This window comes from Erythrobacter sp. S158 (genome assembly GCF_057364915.1).
In genome coordinates, this window is the sequence record NZ_CP200279.1 from 742965 (window position 1) to 762545 (window position 19581).

22 protein-coding genes are annotated in these 19581 nt (G+C 61.0%); 7 read left to right on the plus strand and 15 right to left on the minus strand.

What is annotated here, in order from left to right; all coding sequences use genetic code 11:
- Positions 1-88: 88 nt before the first annotated feature.
- On the minus strand, positions 89-772 hold the full coding sequence (locus AC0V6T_RS03645; protein ID WP_486124415.1) for an HAD hydrolase-like protein: 684 nt from the start codon (positions 770-772) through the stop codon (positions 89-91).
- Between the two features lie 78 nt (positions 773-850).
- Here AC0V6T_RS03645 and glmU point away from each other — a divergent pair, with 78 nt between their 5' ends.
- The 4 genes from glmU (at position 851) to AC0V6T_RS03665 (ending at position 3567) form a co-directional block, all read left to right on the plus strand.
- Positions 851-2203, plus strand: a complete 1353-nt coding sequence (gene glmU / locus AC0V6T_RS03650) for a bifunctional UDP-N-acetylglucosamine diphosphorylase/glucosamine-1-phosphate N-acetyltransferase GlmU (protein WP_486124417.1) — start codon at positions 851-853, stop codon at positions 2201-2203.
- Positions 2204-2205: 2 nt separating this feature from the next.
- Positions 2206-2571, plus strand: a complete 366-nt coding sequence (locus AC0V6T_RS03655) for a VOC family protein (protein ID WP_486124419.1) — start codon at positions 2206-2208, stop codon at positions 2569-2571.
- Positions 2568-2840: an HNH endonuclease gene (locus tag AC0V6T_RS03660; protein ID WP_486124421.1), complete on the plus strand. Its 273-nt coding sequence runs from the start codon at positions 2568-2570 to the stop codon at positions 2838-2840. Before AC0V6T_RS03655 ends, AC0V6T_RS03660 begins: the two co-directional genes overlap by 4 nt.
- Before the next feature lie 73 nt (positions 2841-2913).
- Positions 2914-3567: an SOUL family heme-binding protein gene (locus tag AC0V6T_RS03665; protein WP_486124423.1), complete on the plus strand. Its 654-nt coding sequence runs from the start codon at positions 2914-2916 to the stop codon at positions 3565-3567.
- 43 nt (positions 3568-3610) lie between these two features.
- On the opposite strand, the gene AC0V6T_RS03670 is transcribed toward AC0V6T_RS03665, so the two are convergent.
- The 3 genes from AC0V6T_RS03670 to AC0V6T_RS03680 form a co-directional block, all read right to left on the minus strand.
- The gene (locus AC0V6T_RS03670) at positions 3611-3853 is read right to left on the minus strand and encodes a DUF1153 domain-containing protein (protein WP_007164766.1); all 243 of its coding nucleotides are present in this window, start codon (positions 3851-3853) and stop codon (positions 3611-3613) included.
- Between the two features lie 248 nt (positions 3854-4101).
- Positions 4102-6228, minus strand: coding sequence for a prolyl oligopeptidase family serine peptidase (locus AC0V6T_RS03675; protein WP_486128488.1), 2127 nt, complete (start codon positions 6226-6228; stop codon positions 4102-4104).
- Between the two features lie 125 nt (positions 6229-6353).
- Entirely contained in the window at positions 6354-6971 is a 618-nt protein-coding gene (locus AC0V6T_RS03680) for a hypothetical protein (RefSeq protein ID WP_486124425.1), read from the minus strand.
- 63 nt (positions 6972-7034) lie between these two features.
- Here AC0V6T_RS03680 and AC0V6T_RS03685 point away from each other — a divergent pair, with 63 nt between their 5' ends.
- Positions 7035-7523, plus strand: coding sequence for an RrF2 family transcriptional regulator (locus AC0V6T_RS03685; protein ID WP_486124427.1), 489 nt, complete (start codon positions 7035-7037; stop codon positions 7521-7523).
- 27 nt (positions 7524-7550) lie between these two features.
- On the opposite strand, the gene AC0V6T_RS03690 is transcribed toward AC0V6T_RS03685, so the two are convergent.
- From AC0V6T_RS03690 to AC0V6T_RS03725, 8 genes are all read right to left on the minus strand, one after another.
- Positions 7551-8549 (minus strand): phosphatase PAP2 family protein, encoded by a 999-nt coding sequence (locus AC0V6T_RS03690; protein ID WP_486124429.1) that lies wholly within the window; start codon positions 8547-8549, stop codon positions 7551-7553.
- Positions 8550-8753: 204 nt separating this feature from the next.
- Positions 8754-9011, minus strand: coding sequence for an ATP synthase F1 subunit epsilon (locus tag AC0V6T_RS03695; RefSeq protein WP_486124431.1), 258 nt, complete (start codon positions 9009-9011; stop codon positions 8754-8756).
- Between the two features lie 3 nt (positions 9012-9014).
- A complete protein-coding gene (locus tag AC0V6T_RS03700) occupies positions 9015-9197 on the minus strand; it encodes a glutathione S-transferase (protein ID WP_486124433.1) in 183 nt (60 codons plus the stop codon).
- Between the two features lie 5 nt (positions 9198-9202).
- Complete coding sequence (gene atpD, locus AC0V6T_RS03705; protein ID WP_486124435.1) at positions 9203-10660, minus strand: F0F1 ATP synthase subunit beta; 1458 nt, start codon at positions 10658-10660, stop codon at positions 9203-9205.
- Between the two features lie 48 nt (positions 10661-10708).
- Complete coding sequence (locus tag AC0V6T_RS03710) at positions 10709-11143, minus strand: hypothetical protein (protein WP_486124437.1); 435 nt, start codon at positions 11141-11143, stop codon at positions 10709-10711.
- The gene (locus tag AC0V6T_RS03715) at positions 11140-12009 is read right to left on the minus strand and encodes a F0F1 ATP synthase subunit gamma (protein WP_486124439.1); all 870 of its coding nucleotides are present in this window, start codon (positions 12007-12009) and stop codon (positions 11140-11142) included. Before AC0V6T_RS03715 ends, AC0V6T_RS03710 begins: the two co-directional genes overlap by 4 nt.
- A gap of 13 nt (positions 12010-12022) precedes the next feature.
- Entirely contained in the window at positions 12023-13552 is a 1530-nt protein-coding gene (atpA, locus tag AC0V6T_RS03720; RefSeq protein ID WP_007164756.1) for a F0F1 ATP synthase subunit alpha, read from the minus strand.
- 12 nt (positions 13553-13564) lie between these two features.
- Positions 13565-14119, minus strand: coding sequence for a F0F1 ATP synthase subunit delta (locus AC0V6T_RS03725; protein WP_486124441.1), 555 nt, complete (start codon positions 14117-14119; stop codon positions 13565-13567).
- A 283-nt stretch (positions 14120-14402) separates the two neighbouring features.
- On the opposite strand from AC0V6T_RS03725, the gene AC0V6T_RS03730 reads away from it, so the two are divergent.
- The gene (locus AC0V6T_RS03730) at positions 14403-15224 is read left to right on the plus strand and encodes a TauD/TfdA dioxygenase family protein (RefSeq protein ID WP_486124443.1); all 822 of its coding nucleotides are present in this window, start codon (positions 14403-14405) and stop codon (positions 15222-15224) included.
- Between the two features lie 9 nt (positions 15225-15233).
- Here the strand turns inward: AC0V6T_RS03730 and AC0V6T_RS03735 are convergent, their stop codons facing one another.
- The 3 genes from AC0V6T_RS03735 to AC0V6T_RS03745 form a co-directional block, all read right to left on the minus strand.
- Entirely contained in the window at positions 15234-16199 is a 966-nt protein-coding gene (locus tag AC0V6T_RS03735) for a hypothetical protein (RefSeq protein WP_486124445.1), read from the minus strand.
- A gap of 88 nt (positions 16200-16287) precedes the next feature.
- A complete protein-coding gene (locus AC0V6T_RS03740; RefSeq protein WP_007164752.1) occupies positions 16288-16842 on the minus strand; it encodes a hypothetical protein in 555 nt (184 codons plus the stop codon).
- Positions 16843-16845: 3 nt separating this feature from the next.
- The gene (locus AC0V6T_RS03745) at positions 16846-18459 is read right to left on the minus strand and encodes a trypsin-like peptidase domain-containing protein (RefSeq protein ID WP_486124447.1); all 1614 of its coding nucleotides are present in this window, start codon (positions 18457-18459) and stop codon (positions 16846-16848) included.
- An 81-nt stretch (positions 18460-18540) separates the two neighbouring features.
- On the opposite strand from AC0V6T_RS03745, the gene ada reads away from it, so the two are divergent.
- Positions 18541-19578: a bifunctional DNA-binding transcriptional regulator/O6-methylguanine-DNA methyltransferase Ada gene (gene ada / locus AC0V6T_RS03750; protein ID WP_486124449.1), complete on the plus strand. Its 1038-nt coding sequence runs from the start codon at positions 18541-18543 to the stop codon at positions 19576-19578.
- Positions 19579-19581 lie beyond the last annotated feature (3 nt).

Below are 19581 nucleotides of genomic sequence, written 5' to 3' on the forward strand. Positions count from 1 at the left end.
TCTTATGCGGCGCTGCGTGGCAGGAATCGTGCTGCGTTGCAACACCGTGCGCTGCGAAGTTGCGCTGCCGTAGCGTAAGATTGTTATTCTATAGCGCTTCGAGGGCGGGAATGAGGCCTTCGAGCGAATCAATTACCGCATCCGCGCCCAATTCGTGAGGCGGCTTGTCACAATAGCCATAAGCCGCGCCGATAACCGGAACGCCCGCTCCACGCGCAGCCTTAACGTCATAGGTCGAATCGCCCACGAATGCGAAGCGGCCACCGCCGCCAATCTCACGCGCTTTTAAGACCGGAGCGGGGTCAGGTTTGGCGAGGAACTTGCCGTCGGGTCCCTTGCCAAGGCTGTTGCCGCCGATGACCGTTTCGAAGGGTGCGATGAAGTCGATCTGCGTCAGGATGGAGCGCGCGAATTCCTCAAACTTGTTGGTGACGACAACCATCTTCACACCGCGCGTCGCGAGTTCGTCCACCACCTCGCGGGCGTGGGGGTAGGGCGCGGAATGAACGGCGTTGTTTTCCGAGTAAAATGCCAGCATCGCCTTGTAGAGCGGCTTGAATTCCTCCGGCGGCAAGCCGCCTTGCGCCTCGATGGCGCGGGCCAGCATGATCTTTGCTCCGCCTCCGATCAGGTCTTTTGAGCTGTCGACCGGCACCGTATCGAACCCACCAAGCTTGAGCGCATGGTTCACCGCTTCGCCAAGGTCGCGGAATGTGTCGAGAAGTGTGCCATCAAGGTCGAAACCCACGGCATCGAAAGGGAAATTGGCCATAGGCGGCATCGCGTGAAGGAACCGACTTCAATCTGCAAGCATTTGATGGCAAGCGCTGCCGGGCCTACAGGAGAGAGCATGACTGATTTTGCCGCCATCATCCTTGCCGCTGGCAAGGGCACCCGCATGAAGAGCGAGCTCCACAAGGTGCTCCACCCGATTGCGGGCAAACCGATGCTGCTGCACCTGCTCGACAGCTTTGCCGAGCTCGCGCCCCAGCGCACGGTCGTGGTGGTGGGCGACAGGCGCGAACAGGTGGACGCTGTACTTGAAGGGCGCGATGTCTCGACTGCGCTGCAAGACCCGCAGCATGGCACTGCTCATGCAGCCTTGCAGGCGCGTGAGGCGCTCTCGGGCTTTTCGGGATACCATCTTGTTTGCTTCGGCGATGTGCCGATGGTCCGCGCCGAGACGGTGCAGCGCCTGATTGCTGCGCTTGAGGACGGGGCAAAGGTCGCGGTGCTAGGCTTCCGGCCCGAAGATGCGCTCGCCTATGGCCGGATCATTGCCGACGATGATGGCACGGTGCGCAAGATGGTCGAATTCAAGGACGCGACCGAGCGCGAGAAGCGCACGCGCCTGTGCAATTCGGGCCTGATCGTCGCGCATTCGGACGATATGTGGCCATTGCTCGACGCGGTCGACAACGATAACGCGCAAGGCGAATATTACCTCCCTGACGTCGCCACCGGAGCCATCTCGCGCGGCGACAAGGTCGTCGTGGTCGAAACCGATGCGGACGAGGTTGCCGGCATCAACAGCCGCGCCGAACTCGCCGAGGCTGAGCAGCGCTGGCAGGCAGTCCGCCGCGAAGAGGCGATGGCGGATGGGGCGACATTGCGTGCTCCTGAGACCGTGTTCTTCAGCTGGGATACGAAGATTGGCCGCGATGTCCTGATCGAGCCCAACGTAGTCTTCGGTCCCGGCGTGAGCATCGCCGATGACGTCCACATCAAAGCGTTCTGCCACATCGAAGGCGCAACCATCGCGAGCGGCGCGGCGGTCGGGCCGTTCGCGCGCCTGCGTCCGGGCGCGGTGATGGAAGAAGACAGTTTCGTCGGCAATTTCGTCGAAATGAAGAAGGCAACACTTGGCCCCGGCGCAAAGGCCAGCCACCTCACTTATCTCGGCGATGCGACGGTGGGCGCCAAAGCCAATATCGGCGCAGGCACGATCACCTGCAATTACGATGGCTATTTCAAGTACCACACCACTATTGGGGATCGCGCTTTCATCGGCTCGAACAGCGCCCTTATCGCGCCGGTCACTATTGGTGCAGATGCAATCGTGGCGGCAGGCTCCGCTGTTAGCCGTGACGTCGGCGCCGGCGACCTTCGCATGGTGCGCGGCGAGCAGGCCGTGAAGCCGGGCTGGGCCGATCGCTTTCACGATACGATGAAGAAGAAGAAGGCAGCGCAAAAGGACAAGTGAGCATGACGCCTATCCTCTTCAGTGCCACCACAAAGCCAGAAGAGGCGCGGGTCTTCTATTGCGACGTCATGGGTTTCACTCTGACCGACGACAATCCGTTCTCTCTCGAATTCGATGCTGGTGGCACGATGCTCCGCGTTCAAAAAGTCGAGAGCTTTGAGCCGCATCCCTTCACCCAGCTAGGCTGGCGGGTCGAGGATATCGCTGCCGAATGCGACCGCCTGTCAGAGCGAGGCGTCGAATTCGCCCGGTTCGAATGGATGGAGCAGGACAAGCGCGGCATCTGGACGACGCCCGATGGCGCGCAGGTGTGCTGGTTCCGCGACCAGGACGGCAACACGCTGTCGCTTACCCAGTGGCCGGAGTGAGCGAAGAGGCACTGACCTGCTGGCTATGCCGGCGCGCGATCGAAAATCGCCTCCAGTGGCACCACCCAGTGCCCAAGTCGAAGAAGGGCCGCGCGACCGTCCCGGTTCATCCGATCTGCCACAAGACCATCCACGCAAACTTCACCAATGCCGAGCTTGCCCGGATCGGCGATGACCCGGAAGCCCTTTCCGACAAGCCCGCCATCGCGAAGTTCCTTGGCTGGATCGCGAACAAGCCGCCCGACTTTCACGCGCCGACCCGCCGCTAGGGCCGTGCCATCCGGGAACTGCTGCCTCTCGTAACTGTAGAGGTAACAGCAAAAGCAAAGGAGTGAGCGCGAGATGGGTGTGGCAAAATGGGTTCTGGCAGGAGCAGGCTTGGCCGCCATCGCAGGCGTCGCAGCCGTCGCGCAATATCGCGGTGACAGCGAGGAACCTGCCTATCGCAGCATCGCCAAGGACGACGCCTTCGAGCTGCGCGAATACGAACCGATAATCGTTGCCGAGGTCACTCACATGGGCGACCGTCGCCGCGCGAGCGGGGCGAGTTTCCGCCGCCTTGCCGCTTACATCTTTGCTCAGGACCGGCCGGGTGGGGACCGCGAGCGGATCGCCATGACCGCTCCGGTAATCCAGGAACGGATCGATCAGGCCGAGCCGATCGCGATGACGTCTCCCGTCCTTCAGGAAGAAACAGCCACCGGCGAATGGCGGATGCGCTTCGTCATGCCTTCGCGCTTCACGATGGACACGCTGCCCACGCCGCCTTCGGATATCACCTTGACCAAGGTGCCCGCTCGCCGGATCGCTGCCGTACGCTTCAGTGGCAACGGTTCAAACGCCGACCTTGCCAAAATGGAAGCCAGGTTGACCGAGTGGGTTGAAGACCAGAACCTCACACCGGTCGGAGACTTCGAGTACGCTTTTTACGACGCGCCGATGGTGCCAGGTCCCATGCGGCGCAATGAGGTGCTGATAGAGGTCGCGGCCGAGTAGGGGGGAACTCGCGGGTACGCCTACGACCTCTATCGCTCGCAACTCAGGCGCTCTCGAGATACTCCGTGCGTACAGGAGCCGAGCGGGAATATTCACGTTCCCATTCCTCGAACTCGCTGCGGCTCAGCAGATAGCGCTCGCGCGCTTCGTGAAAGCTGATGGCACGGTCATGCACGGCGCGCACCACATCAGCCTTGCGCGAAGCGGACCAGTGGACGCGATGAGAGCGCGGGAGGCCATAACGCTTAATTGCGTCGGCAATCGAAATATCGCGGGGGTAAGCCATTTCCTAAGTACTCCTTTGTATCCCGGCGAGATCAAAGGTGTGTTTTCGCACTTAACGAGGGCCTGCCAGACATGGTTAATTTCGCGTTGACGAACCCCCCCGTGCGCGGCCTGCGACGAACCGAGTGAAAACTGTCGGACTGCTTTACAACTGACCATGCGGTCGACAAAAAGGGGCGGTACCCCGCAGGAAACCGCCCCTTTTCGATACGCTCATCTTTTAGGATTCGCTTCGGCTTTGCGCGAAGGTCAACCGCCGGTCTGTTCGTCCATCAGCTGCTGCATCAGGTAGACATATTGCAGCGCCTGAAGCTTGGCGCGCTGTTCGTTATCGACGCCGCCTGAGTGTCCGCCGGTCATATCCTCGTAGTAGTAGTATGGCTGCCCCAGTTCCTTGAGACGCGCCGCACCCTTTCGGGCGTGCGCAGGATGCGTGCGATCGTCTGCGGTCGAAGCCCAAAGGAATGGGGTGGGGTAGTCCACGCCTTCAACGATCTTCTGATAGGGCGAATACCCTTCGATCCATGCGCGCTGTTCGGGGATACGCGGATCACCATACTCGCCGATCCATGAAGCGCCGCGACCGATCAGGTGATAGCGGAGCATGTCGAACAGCGGAATTTGCACGATAGCCGCTCCAAACAGGTCAGGACGCTGCGTGAAGGCCGTTCCGACAAGCAGGCCGCCCTGCGAGCCGCCCTGGATGCCGAGGTGCTCAGGCGAAGTGAAACCGCGATCCACCAAGTCCTGTCCGACTGCGATGAAATCGTCCCAGGTGCGCTGCTTGTTCTCGCGGATCGCGGTCTGGTGCCAGCCGGGGCCGAATTCACCGCCACCGCGAAGGTTTGCGAGCACATAGGCTCCGCCGCGCTCAAGCCACATCTTGCCGGTCGAACCCATATAGCTCGGCAGGCGCGGGATCTGGAAGCCGCCATAGCCGCTCATCAGGATCGCCGTTTCGCCGTTCATCTCCATGCCGGCAGGCTTGACGATGAAGTAGGGAATCTTGGTTCCGTCGGCGCTGGTCGCCTCGTGCTGCTCAACGTCCATACCAGCAGCGTCGAAGCGTGCAGGCGAGGTCTTGAGCGGCATCGGGTCGGTCGAACCGTCGGTGTAGTAGAGCGTCGTCGGGTTGAGGAAGTCGGTGACAGTGAACATGATTTGTTCACTCTCATTCGAGCTTGCCGCGATGCCGACCGTCGCATTGTCGGGCAGGGCCACTTCTTCGCTGGTCCAGGCGCCGTCCTCGTAGTTGAATTTGAGCACCTTGCCGACAACGTTGTCGAGCATGCCGACATACAAAGCGCCTGCGGTGATCGCACCGCCGCGCTTGGTCTGGCGCTCTGCCGGAGCCCAGACGAGCGTCTTGGCCGCGCCGTTCGGGTTCGCCTTCCACTCTTCAAGGTCCATCGCGACCAGGCTGTCAGCCGGGAAGGTCTGGCCGTCGACTTCCCAGTCAACATCGGTCGAAAGCAGCACCTGGCCATCGACGATCCCGTAAGGCGACGCCTTTTTCGGGATGTCGAGCTTGATCCATTCCTCGCTGTCATCGTCGTAGAGAAAGTATTCGCTTTCGTGGAAGCTCACGCCGCGAAACGCGGTCATGGCCTGCATTTCGCCGCTCGCATCGCGCATCAGGCTTGCACCGGCCCACACATCGTCGGCCTGTCCACGGAACAGTTCGGGCGCATCGGCAAGATCGGTGCCGCGTTCCCAAAGGCGGGTGGTGAAGGGGTATTCGCTGTCAGTGAGCGTGCCTTCGCCAAAGTTGCGGCCGACGAGCAGCGTATCCTCGTCGAACCACTGGATGCCGCCCTGGCTCTTCTCGGCCAGTTCAAAGCCACCTTCGACGAACTCACCGGTGGTCATGTTAAACTCGCGCATGATAGTGGCATCCTCGCCTCCATCGCTGAGCGCGATCATGCACATTTCCATCGCGGGCGGCAGGCAGGTCGAGCCCTTGTAAACCCATTCCTTGCCCTCAGCCGCGGCCAGCGCGTCGATGTCGAGCACGGTTTCCCATTCCGGATTGTCGGTCTGGTAGCTTTCCAGCGTCGTGCGGCGCAGGATACCCTTGGGGTTCTCCTTGTCCTGCCAGAAGTTGTAGAGACCGTCCGGGCGGAAGCTCACGAACGGAATGCGATCTTCGCTGTCATAGATGGCAAGCGCCTCAGCTTTCAGCGTTTCAAAGCGCGGGTCGTTCTCCAACGAGGCGAGTGTGCGCTCATTCTCTGCCCGGACCCAGTCCAGCGCTTCGTCGCTGCGGGCTTCTTCGAGCCAGATGTAAGGGTCTTCGTTAGGACCAGGGACGCCGCTTTCATCCATTGGGCTTTCGTCCATATGCGCATCTGCGGATGCGGAAGTCGCAACGCCCATGGTCATGGCAGCTGCAAGAGCCAGAGCGATGGTATTCGTGGAAACAAGTTTCAAAGGTCCTCTCCTTGGGGGTTTCAGGAATGTTTGTGCATGGAGAGCCTTTGATTGTGAAGGGCTAAATGCGGTCAGGACACTCCCGGATAATATTCGAAATAGGCATTGTGCTCGGCGGGTAATTCGATTGCGTAGAATGCGCCGCCATAGGCCAGGACGATCACGACACCTGCGAGCGGACCAAGCGTCAGCGCAGGCTTGTGCCAGCGGCGCGCCTTGCGAAAGTGGAGCGCGGCTAACAGGTGGCCGGTGATCGCCATGACGGCGAGCACGTAATAGGGTGCAAAGCCGTACCGAAGCGGATCGAGAACGAGCGTCCCCGCCGCCCAGTAGAAATTGGTGTCGAGACCAAATCCAAGGCGCGTGATGAGCGCCGCGCTGGTATGCATCACGATGAAATAGACGAGATAGCATCCGCTGGCGAACTGGACCCAGTGCCAGAAATCCTTGCGAGAGCGCTTGGTTATGCGACGCAGGAGACCTATCCCCAGGCCGACCTGCACGGCGAGCGCAAGCGCCAGAGCAGCTTCTATCACAGGAACTCGATAGACAGCGCGGCCCCATTGCAGGACGAGATCCTGAGCCGCGATCGAGCCTACCGCGCTGAAATGCGCTGCGAAATGCACTGCGAGAAAGAGCCCTATGAAAAGTGCAAGGCGGCGGTGGGCTTGCTTCGCTTCAACTCGCATGGCATCGCTCCTTAATCGGATATCTATTACCCGGATAAAGAATATCCAATTAAGGAGTCAAGAGTGCAACTGGCCAAAGGCATCGAGTGGACGACGCATGTTTGCACCATCATCGCGCTGTTGCCCGAGGGAAAGGGCCTCAGCGTCGATGCACTTGCCGAATTTTTTGAGCTTCCTGCCGCTTATTTATCGAAACAGATGCAGGCGCTTCGCCGTGCAGGGATTGCGCAATCGGTTCGCGGGAAGGGCGGCGGCTATCGACTTGCGCGTTCGCCGGATGCCATAACTCTTCTCGACATCGTCATTGCCATCGAAGGACCGTCGCCCGCCTTTCGGTGCACCGAGATCCGTCAAAACGGGCCATGCGGGCTCAAGCGCTCCGAATGCAAACGCCCCTGCGAGATTGCAGCGGCCTTCGCGCTTGCCGAACAGGCCTATCGCAGCGCGCTTGAGTCGAAGACGCTCGCCTCGATCATGCAAGAAGCGGCAATGAACTCGACGCCTGAGCATATGATGGAGATTGCCGGGTGGGTTCAGCGCCAGAGCTCGTGAGGCCCGATAGGCGCCCGTCGCCGTAGCTCAGCCGGGTTCTTGTTCGGCTACGGGAGCAGGCAAGGCGATCGCAAACTCTCGTCCTTGGAGCCAGTCGACGTATTTTCCGGCCAGCCACCACACGAGGATAACCAGAGGTGCGGACACCATGCCGTCTGTCGCATAATGCCAGCCGAGGTGGATCGAGCCGATGTAGATCACCGCCGCATAGGCCCAACCGATCACCGTCAGCACTCTCGACCCTTGTTGCTGGAGCCATAGAGCAGCCGCTACCGAAATCGCGACGTGGATCGACGGCATGGCCGAGATACCGCTGATGAGCAGGGGATTGTCCATGGTGTCGATCAGCGTATCTTTCACCATGATGACCGACGGCGCTTGATCAGACAGCACTGCGAGCATCGGATCGAAACTGCGGTCGCCGAAGAAGTCTCCGACCATCACCGGTCCGACCGATGCCATCAGCATGGCGAGCCCGCCACCCAGGAAAAGCCAGGTGAATTGCAGGACGAGGGCAAAGCGGATTTTCTGCGCTTCGTTGAAGGAGAAGGCGACCCACACCGCTAGCCCGATATGGACCATGTGCCACGCATTGTAGAGCCAGACGATCTGTCCGGTGGCCCACCCGAACAGCGCATGGGTGATACGCCATGGGTCGGTGCCGAAGAAGATCTTGCGGTCCAGTTCGACAAGGAACGGGTCGAGGTAGAACGGCATCACAAAGGGGATCGATTTCTTGATCCCGCTGAACACTTCGAGCGACATCGCCAGTGAAAGATAGAGTGCACCGGCCCAAACCACCTTCGGCCAATGTGCGCGAAAATCGGCGGCGAGTTGCGACACCGGATTGGGATTGCGAGCGATCACCGGGCGGAGAAGAAAGAAAATCGCGAAGACCGGCGTCAGGAGAAGGACGAGATTGATAAACGCATTACCGCGATTGTTGTCTGGCACCGGTGCCAGCAACGCGATCAGCGCGACCGCTACAACCGTCAGATAGCCAATGCTGATGCCGCGAATTTTCATGCGATGACTACCTGGCTCCCTCACCGGGGCTGGGACATTTGATCCCGTTCCCGCCTGAAATCCCAAAAGAAAAGGGCGACCCGCAGGCCGCCCCAATCACATCGCAATTCTTGGTAAAGATTTACTTACCCTTCGACGTGCTCCGCGAGCACAGTCAGGCCCCGTTACTCGCCGACATGCTCGGCGAGAACAGTCAGGCCCCCGTTACTCGCCGACATGCTCGGCGAGAACAGTCAGGCCAGCGTCTCCGACTTCAGCAAAGCCGCCGCGCACTTCGATGGTTTCGGGCGCAGCGCCTTCGGTCTTGTAGACCTGCACCGCGCCGTCGCGGATCGTGCTCATGAAAGGCGCGTGGCCTTCGAGAACGCCGAATTCGCCTTCGGTGCCGGGGACGACGACCATGTGGACGTCTTCGCTGCGGACCAGCTTGGCAGGGGTTACGAGTTCGAAGTGGAGTGCCATCGATCAGTTTCCGTCAATCGCCGCATCGAATGCCGATGTGGCCTTCTCAAATTTGTCGCGGCAGCCCGGATTGCAGAATCCGACGACCTTGCCGCGATAAAGGGTCAGGCTGTCACCTGAGACCGGATCGCCCGACCATGGACAAACCGCATTGACGCAGTTTGCCAGGTCAAGCGTTTCCGACATATTCCTTAGCTTTCCTCGGCGAGCTTGGCTGCCTTTTCGACCACCATATCGATGCCGCCAACCATGTAGAAGGCCGCTTCGGGGAGGTGATCGTATTCACCGTCGACCACAGCCTTGAACGACTTGATCGTGTCTTCGAGCTGCACGAACAGGCCCGGGATGTTGGTGAAGACCTCAGCCACGTGGAACGGCTGCGAAAGGAACTTCTGGATCTTGCGCGCACGGGCAACGGTGAGCTTATCTTCTTCCGAAAGCTCGTCCATGCCGAGAATGGCGATGATGTCCTGAAGGCTCTTGTACTTCTGCAGCGTTTCCTGAACGCGGCGAGCGGTCTCGTAGTGCTCCTGACCGACAACGCGCGGTTCGAGAACGCGGCTGGTCGAGTCCAGCGGGTCCACCGCCGGATAGATGCCGAGCTCCGAGATGGCGCGCGACAGAGTGGTCGTTGCGTCAAGGTGAGCAAACGAGGTTGCCGGGGCAGGGTCGGTCAAGTCATCTGCGGGAACGTAGATGGCCTGCACCGAGGTGATCGAGCCCTTGGTGGTCGAGGTAATGCGTTCCTGCAGGTTACCCATGTCGGTCGACAGGGTCGGCTGGTAGCCCACCGCCGAAGGAATACGGCCGAGAAGCGCGGACACTTCCGAACCCGCCTGCGTAAAGCGGAAGATGTTGTCGACGAAGAACAGGACGTCCTGGCCTTCTTGGTCGCGGAAGTATTCTGCCATGGTCAGACCCGACAGAGCAACGCGTGCACGTGCGCCCGGAGGCTCATTCATCTGACCGAAGACGAGCGCAACCTTGGAGCCTTCCGAGATAGCGTTGCCGTCTTCGTCCTTGGCGATAACGCCAGCGTCGAGGAATTCGTGGTAGAGGTCGTTACCTTCACGGGTACGCTCACCAACGCCTGCGAACACGGACACGCCGCCGTGACCCTTTGCGATGTTGTTGATGAGTTCCTGAATGAGAACGGTCTTGCCCACGCCAGCGCCGCCGAACAGGCCGATCTTGCCGCCCTTTGCGTAAGGAGCGAGAAGGTCGATTACCTTGATGCCGGTGACGAGAATGTCGGCTTCGGTCGACTGGTCGACAAAGGCAGGAGCCTCTGCGTGGATCGGGCTGGTCATGTCAGCGCCAACCGGGCCACGCTCGTCGATGGCTTCGCCGACGACGTTCATGATGCGGCCGAGCGTCTTGGGGCCAACCGGAACGCTGATCTGCGCGCCGGTGTTGATGACTTCCTGACCGCGAACAAGGCCTTCGGTCGCATCCATCGCGATCGTGCGGACGGTGTTTTCGCCAAGGTGCTGCGCGACTTCGAGGACGAGCGTCTTGCCGTCGTTTTTGGTTTCGAGCGCGGTCAGAATTGCGGGCAGTTCACCGGGGAACTGCACGTCGACGACAGCGCCGATGACCTGGGCGATGGTGCCGTTGGTGGTCTGGTTGAGGACTGGTGCGGTTGCCATTTTCGTTTCCTGTGATGTTCGGCCTTTTGGGCCGTTAAATCGTGAGCGTTATTCGGGCTGGGTAGGGACGTTCGCGCTTGCCGGTTGATCGGCCATCGCGTCGGCGCGTTCGAGCGAGGAGCAGAATTGCGGCTCCTGTTCGACGGCCCATGCGTCATCGGACTGGGTGAGTGTAAGTTCGCGGGTCACGCCTTCCGGGTCACCGGCCAGCGCGAAATCGCAGGTGAAGCTCTGTGCAAGGTCGGTCGCGACGCAGGTTGCCGAGCGGACCTCGGTGCCAAAGCCGGTGCAGGCTTCGCCGAGCGCCATGCTGACGGTTTCCATGCTGGGCGGATCTCCCGCATCGCCGACCGTGTCATCGTTGGCGGTGCTGACGGTCGCCACATCGACGTCATCGCCGGCGCCTTCTTCTTCAGCGGGAGCTGCGCAGGCAGCAAGACCGAGGATGACAGTGCAGGCTGCAAAAGTCTTGAGGGTCTTCATAGTGCTTCGGCTCCTGCGATGATTTCGATCAGCTCGGTGGTAATCGCGGCCTGACGGCTGCGGTTGTACTGGATCGTCAGCTTGTTGATGAGGTCGCCTGCGTTGCGCGTGGCGTTGTCCATCGCGGTCATCGAAGCGCCTTGCTCCGATGCCTCACGCTCAAGCAGCGAGCCGAACAGCTGCGTCTTCACGTAACGCGGAAGGAGCTCTTCGAGGATTTCCTCTTCACCCGGCTCGTATTCGACCACGGCGTCGGTTTCCTCAGCCGTTTCCGGTGAAGGGACGGGGATCAGCTGGTTGACGGTCGGGTTCTGAACCAGTGCCGACTGGAAGGTCGGGTAGATCAGGTGTGCAACGTCATACTTGCCGTCTTCGAACATCTGGATGAGTTCTGCAGCGATGGCATCGGCCTCTTCAAAGCCCGGCGTCTTCACATTCGAGGTGTCGAAGTGGTTGCCGATGCGCTCGGGATATTCGCGCTTGAGCGGCGCGCGGCCCTTTTTGCCGACGAGGTAGAACTCGACCGACTTGCCTTCAGCAAGAAGCGCCTGCGCCTTGGCCTTGGCAGCCTTGACGAGGTTGGAGTTGAGACCGCCGCACAGGCCCTTGTCGGTGTTCACCACAACCAAAAGGTTGCGCTGGTCTGAGCCGGTGCCTGCGAGAAGCTTGGGCGCGCTGTCGCCCGAAACCTTGCCCGCAAGGCTCGCCATGACAGCTGCCAGGCGTTCCTGATACGGGCGTGCGGCTTCGGCAGCGGCCTGCGCACGGCGCAGCTTGGCCGCGGCGACCATCTGCTTGGCCTTGGTGATCTTCTGGGTCGACTTGACCGAGTTGATCCGACCTTTGAGTTCCTTGAGTGAGGGCACTTACCCTTGCTCCTTATGCGAACTGCTTGGCGAAGGCTTCGAGGCCCGCAACCACAGCAGCCTTGGTGTCGTCTTCGAACTTTCCGGTGGTGCGGATCGTTTCGAGGACGTCGGCGTGCTCGCTGCGGAAGAAGGCGAGCATTTGCTCTTCGTATTCGTTGACGCGGTCGACAGCGATCGAATCGATAAACCCGTTGGTGCCGGCAAAGATCGATACGGTCTGCTCTTCGAACGGCATCGGGTTGAACTGCTTCTGCTTCAGAAGCTCGGTCAGACGAGCGCCGCGGTTCAAAAGCTTCTGCGTAGCAGCGTCGAGGTCCGAACCGAACTGCGCGAATGCAGCCATTTCACGGTACTGGGCAAGGTCGAGCTTCATCGAGCCCGAAACCTTCTTCATCGCCTTGGTCTGAGCGGCACCGCCCACACGGCTAACCGACAGACCCACGTTAATTGCAGGACGGATACCCTGATAGAACAGGTCGGTTTCGAGGAAGATCTGGCCGTCGGTGATCGAAATCACGTTGGTCGGAATATATGCCGACACGTCGCCTGCCTGCGTTTCAATGATCGGAAGCGCGGTGAGCGAGCCGCCGCCTTCTGCCTTGTTCATCTTTGCAGCGCGCTCAAGCAGGCGGCTGTGGAGATAGAAAACGTCACCCGGATACGCTTCGCGGCCCGGAGGACGACGCAGCAGGAGCGACATCTGACGATAGGCAACGGCCTGCTTGGAAAGGTCATCGTACACGATCACGGCGTGCATGCCGTTGTCGCGGAAGAATTCACCCATCGCGCAGCCGGTGTACGGCGCGAGATACTGAAGCGGTGCAGGCTCCGAAGCGGTCGCGGCAACGACGATGGAATATTCCATCGCGCCGTTTTCTTCGAGCTGCTTCACGATCTGCGCGACGGTCGAACGCTTCTGACCCACGGCGACATAGACGCAGTAGAGCTTCTTGCCTTCGTCATCCGATGCGTTGACGCCCTTCTGGTTGATGAAGGTGTCGATTGCGACGGCGGTTTTACCGGTCTGACGGTCGCCAATGATAAGTTCGCGCTGACCACGGCCAACGGGGACGAGGGCGTCGATGGCCTTGAGGCCCGACTGCACCGGCTCCGAAACCGATTCGCGCGGGATGATGCCCGGTGCCTTAACTTCAACGCGGCTACGCTCGGTCGTTTCAATCGGGCCCTTGCCGTCGATCGGGTTGCCCAGCGCGTCGACCACGCGGCCCAGCAGAGCCTTGCCCACGGGGACGTCCACGATGGTCTCGGTACGCTTGACGGTGTCGCCTTCCTTGATCTCGGCGTCCGAGCCGAAGATCACGACGCCGACATTGTCAGCTTCGAGGTTGAGGGCCATGCCCTGAACGCCATTGGCAAATTCGACCATTTCACCGGCCTGGACCTTGTCGAGGCCGTGGATGCGGGCGATGCCGTCACCAACGCTAAGCACGGTGCCGACTTCGCTGACCTGTGCTTCGGTGCCGAAATTGGCGATCTGGTCCTTGATGACCTTCGAGATTTCTGCGGCGCGGATTTCCATGTTCGTAGTCCTTTAAGCCTTCATGGCCTGGGCGAGAGAATTAAGGCGAGTGCGGATCGAGGCATCAATGCGCTGCGATCCAATGGTGACGACGAGCCCGCCCAGAAGGTCAGGATCTTCGTCGGCTGTAAGCATGACAGTGCGGCCAACGCGGGCCGTGAGCTTGTCCTTGAGCGTTGCAAGCTGAGCATCGGTCAGCTTGTGCGCGCTGGTGACATTTGCCGACACCTCACCGCGCTGTGCCGCGGCGATGGTTTTGAATGCGGCGATCATTTCGGGCAGCTTCGACAGACGGCGATTGCCGGCGAGCACGCCGAGAAACTTCGTGGTGAGCTCGCTCAGCTCGAGGTGCTTGGCCACTGCGGAAACTGCGGCGCCTTGTTGTGTGCGCGAGAGTTCCGGGTTGGTGGTTGCAGCGGCCAGATCGTCCAACTCACTCAGCGCAGCGCCGAGCGTTTCGAGATCGGATTCGACCGAAGTGACGGTTCCGTTTTCGGAAGCCAGATCGAACAGGGCCGAGGCATAACGGCCTGCGAGGCTAGCCTGAATACCGGCGGAATTATCCACGCGTTTAGATCCTCTTTGAGGAGTGAAGAAAACAACTGACGCTCTCGGGGAATCTGCAGGGGGCAAGGGGCCTCTGCGCCGAAGCTGGCGCGCGCCTAGCAATTCAATTCTGATTCCGCAAGCCGGGTGGTCAGATTGGCTGACCTGTCCACGCCTTAACCGCGCCGCTTTGCATACTGCCAAAGTGCTGGACAATTTGTTTACCGATCGGTAAGTAAGACGCGTGCAATGCTGGTGAAGGCGTGGTAATCAGCCAGCAAAAGTGGGAGAGGAACTTATGCAAATGACCCCGATGGCACCCAAATGCGGTGTCGAGGTTTCCGGTGTCTCGCTGGCTTCGTGCAGCGACGCGGAAATGCAGGACATCAAGAATGCGATTTACGAGCACGGTGTTGCCGTGTTCCGCGATCAGGAATTCTCGAAGCAAGACCATATCACCTTCGGTAAGCGCTGGGGCGGGATCGATGTGAACAACTATTTCCCGCTGACCGAAGACTATGCCGAGATCGCGGTGGTCAAAAAGGACCCCGATCAGCAGACCAATATCGGCGGGGATTGGCACACCGACCATTCGTATGACCAGATACCTGCGATGGGATCGGTGCTGGTCGCGCGCGAACTGCCCCCTCAGGGCGGTGACACGATGTGGGCGCATATGGGAGCGGCCTATGATGCGTTACCGCAGGACCTCAAGGACGAGATCGAAGGCCTTGAAGCGTTTCACACCGCCGACCACATCTACAAGGCCGATGGGCTGTATGCGCAGACCGACATGGGTAGGAGCCTTCGCGGGCATGATCTCAAGACCGGAGCAGTCCACCCGGTCGTGATCCGTCACCCGCATACCGGGCGAAAGCTGCTCTATGTAAACCGCGCCTTCACGATTAACTTCGTCGGTCGCACGCGCGAGGAAAGCATGCCGCTGTTGCAGCGCCTGTATGATGCTGCGCTTACGGACGACAACCAGTGCCGCCTGCAGTGGAAGCCCGGAACGATAGCGATCTGGGACAATCGCACGACGTGGCACAATGCAATGAACGATTATCAGGGCCACTATCGCGAGATGCACCGCATCACGCTGTCGGGTGAGGCGCTGGCTGCTTGAGCCGTTCTGCTACGGGACGGCTTGTTCGCCAGCCGCCTCGGCCCCGGCGATCTCCTCGTAGGCCCGCTTCGAGTACGTCTCGAGGCGGCTTCCCCACGTGCCCGGCGGCATCGTGTAAAGGCCGCGCAGATAGGCCTTGTCGAGCTGCGTAAGCGACTGAGGTCCGGTGAGCACATCGCCATCAAACAGAGTCAGGATCGACGCCGCAGCCAGATTGTCCGCGTCGTAATTCCTGCGCGGTGATCCAAGCAATTGTAGCGTGGCGAAGTCCGCGAGTTGATTGAGGTGCACGTTTTCCAATTGCCGCACATCGAACACGATGAAGCTGCTGCTCCGGGTGCGCGGGAGCGATGCTCTGAACCGCGAAGCGCCATATTCCCTCTCCTGCGCAACATTGGCGCCCGCATCGTCGAAAAGGAAACCGGCCCCGGCAACCGCTCCGGTGTTTTGTTCGTTCGCTGAGCGAGCCAGGCGCGACTGGACGCCCTCGATATTCCACGCAACGAACGGCAGGCCGCGATTGATCTCGGTGCGAATATCGCGGACGGCAGCGGCGTTGAAGATTTGGGGGCGCTCGCGGCGCAGGCGGTCGACGAGGACGCCGGGGCGATCGACAACCATGATAACGGCGTTGGCGGTGCAATCAGGCTCCCCAAGTTCTAGCCCCGCATCCTGCGCATTCGTGCGGACCCGCTGCGCCACGCGCTCGCTCAATTCGGCGCCCAGCCCGACCACAGTCAGGCACAGCGGGTCAATGAAGCGCGGGATTGCCTCCTTGGGCCGGCGGCTGTGAGCGATGTCTTTGACGCCCTGCCTGACTTCCTCTTCGCGCAAGGGACGCTCTGCCGTGACCTCGATCTCGGGCTCCGCAGTGCGGATACTTACGGTTTCGGAGCTGTCTTGCGCCTGAAGCGCCACGGGCGAGGCGGCTGCGATCGCCAGTGCGGCGGTGCTGAGGAGGGTAGGAAAAGACAAGCGCATCTGCGAACTCCGCTCGTTTCGGGGACGTCAGCATAACGCATTGGAGCGCCGGGCAAAATAGGCTGACCGGCATAGCGGTAGTCTACCCTAGCGAGCGGCCCACCCAGATGACCGGTGCGAGCGAGAGGATCGCGAAGCCGAGCGCGACCTGCCACCATCGGCTCGCGAAGATCATCGCAAAGATGACAAATCCCGCAATGACATCGCCCGAGATAGCCGCGAGGAAATCCGGCAGGGACGGTCCTCTTTGCCACAGGGTCCAGAACCAGCGCGCGTTTACCGACCAGAAGAACAGTGACATCAGTATCCACTGATACCGGCGGTTATCCTGATAATACTGCGCAAGATCCACGCCATCGTCGTCGATCTGGCCGGGAAATGACACCGCCGCGAGCAGTGCCAGCATCACCAGCTGGAACATGATCGGCAGAAATTCGCCGAGCGTGATCGCGCCCTCGCTGTTCTTCGCCGCGCCCCACCAATAGGCAATGATCGTCAGCAACACGAAAAGCGCGAAAATCGGCTGCGCCCAGTGCCATTTGACCGCCTTCGAACGCAGCACATTGTTCAAATGCTCAAGCTCGAACGCGATCGCGACACCGAGCACGATCGAGGCGAGGACGAGCGCTTGTTCCACGTTCTATTGCTCCGCCGCGAGGGCGGCCGCTCCACCATCGGCGCGCTTTGTCTCGCATGAATAGACCAGCCGCTCGTTCGGGCGGTCGGGCAGTTGCGCGATGAGGGCGCTTTGCTGTTCAGCCACGGTGCTAGCCGCATCGGTGACACCGCAGGCGGGCGGGTCGTAGGCGCTGCGAGCCTCGCGCGCGGCATCCATCTCCTGGCGTCCGAGCAGATAACGGTCGGTGCGGAAGGTGCGCGTGTCAGGATTGTAGGTGCTGATCGAGACCGCTGCTTCGTCGCCCGGCACAAGCACGCGTGTCCAGTCGCCGTTCATCATTCCGTACTGTGTGCGCTCGTTGACGCAGCCGGTTGCGGCCCAGTCGAACTCCACGTCGTCAGTACGCGCGCCTGTCACGCGGCTTCGGTCGGTGTCGAGCGTGCAAATTAGCGTGCCGTCACCTGCGATGCTCGCACCCGGATCGCCCGCATCGGTTGGCGCGGGATCGTCCTCTCCCAAAAGCGCTGCGGTGCGTTCCTCGATCTCGGAATAGCCGGGGCGAGTGACCCACACGATCACCGTCGCGATCAGAGCCGCGCCTGCGACACCAGCGGCGATCATCGCGCGGTTTCTCAGCTCCGGCTTGTCGGCGAGTGAAGTCCGTAGCTGGCCCGCTGTGTATGCAGCTCCAATCGCCACCAGAAGTAGCACCATCGCGATAGCCATTGCGTTGTCGCGGCGCTCCATAACCTCGATCTGTGCCTGCAGTCGCGCCGCGTCGCGAGCCTCGCGCAAAGCGGTCTCACGCGCTGCGATGCGTTCCTGCGCCTCGGCGCGTTGTTGTTCAAAGCGAGCACGTTCGGCGGCGTTGAGCTCGTCAATCGAGCGGCATGGGAGCGAATTGACGCGCGGTTGGATTTCGTTCTCGCGCAGGAACGGCATCAACTCGCGCAGCGATACCGCGAAGTAGAACTCGGCATCCGACCCGTCCGAATCGGCACCGAAGCTGTTCACGCCCAGCACGCGTCCGCAACCATCGAGCAGCGGGCCGCCCGAATTGCCGCGCGCAATCGGAGCGGTGTGGAGTATCGTGTCGAATTGTCGGCTCGGTCGCTCGCCCGAGAGGAACCCGCGACTTTTAACCGGGGGCTGCGCGCGGAAGATATCGCTCATCTCCAGCCCTTGCGCGAGGTCGACATTCATCGGGTAGCCGACCGCCGAGACCTCGCCCATGTCGCCCCCCCTGGCGCCCAATCCCGCGCCTGCCAGCGTAAGCGGCTCTAGACGAAGCGAACCGTCGGTTATCTCGAGTAAGGCAAGGTCGTTGCGCGGGCTCACCGCAATCGGCGTTGCAAATGTCGCCGCATCGCCTTCGCTCGGCACGATGCCAATGCGCAAGGTGTCGTCGAGCAAGGCCTCGCGGATAACGTGGGCATTGGTAACGATCTGCGTGGGCGAGACCGCAAATCCGCTGCCATGCGTCACGGGCACGACCTCGTCCCCGCTGCGGTCGATCAGGACAACGCGCACGACCCCGCGTGCAGCCGCGTCGATATCGCCCGGATCGGCGGAGGCGGGCGCGGCAATCAATGCGAGGGCGATAATCGCCAGAGCTTTGCGGAAAAGTGCTATCATCACGCCCACTCTTATGCAGGCGCGAACATTGACCGCAAGCTTCGGGATGCGCTTAGTTGGGGGTGCTGCGACAAAGGCGCCATGGCACACGAACACACATTGACCGACGATCAGCGCTGGCAAATCGCGCTGGCCAAGGACCGCCGCTATGACGGAGCCTTTGTAACAGGCGTCCATTCGACCGGCATTTATTGCCGCCCCTCATGCCCGGCGCGCGCACCCTTGCGAAAGAATGTGCGCTTTTATGCTGGTCCTGCAGATGCCGAGGCAGCGGGCCTTCGCGCCTGCAAACGTTGTTCACCGAACACGCAAAGCGCCGAGGAAGCCTGCGTGCTCGCCGCAATTGCCGCGATCCGGGCTGATGGCGCGCAAACGCTGGACCGGTTGGCGGACCTCACCGGCTATTCGCCCACCCATTTCCAGCGGTTGTTCAAGCGCACCGTCGGATTGTCTCCCGCCGCTTTCGCACGTGCGCTTCGCGAAGAACGCGTGCGCGGCGCGCTGGAAAGCGGGGCGAGCGTCACCGATGCACTTTACGAGGCGGGCTATGCGAGCGCCTCGCGCTTCTATGACGATACAAAGGACAGGCTGGGCATGACGGCAAGCGACTGGAGCAAGGGCGGCGACGGCATTCGCATCCACTGGAGCGTGATCGAAACCTCTCTCGGCGAAATGCTGGTTGCTGCGACCGACAAGGGCGTGTGCTGTCTCAGCTTCGGCGAGGGCGAAGAAGAATTGCGCGCCCGCTTTCCCAAGGCAGAACTGGTAGAAGGCAGCAACCAATTCCGCGAGCTCTTCGAGCAGGTCACACAGGCGGTCGAACAGCCGGGCAGCGACAACTCGCACATTCCGCTCGACGTGAAAGGCACCGCATTCCAGCAGCGCTGCTGGGAGGCCTTGCGCAGGATCCCTGCGGGCGAGACGCGCAGTTATGGCGAACAGGCCGCAATGCTCGGAAATCCCAAGGCCAGCCGCGCCGTGGGCAGCGCGAATGGCGCAAACAACATCGCGGTGCTGATCCCGTGCCACCGCGTCGTGCAGGCTGACGGGTCGATTGGCGGTTATGCCTATGGGCCGGACATCAAGGCGGAATTGCTCAAGCGGGAAGGCGCCATGTAAGAG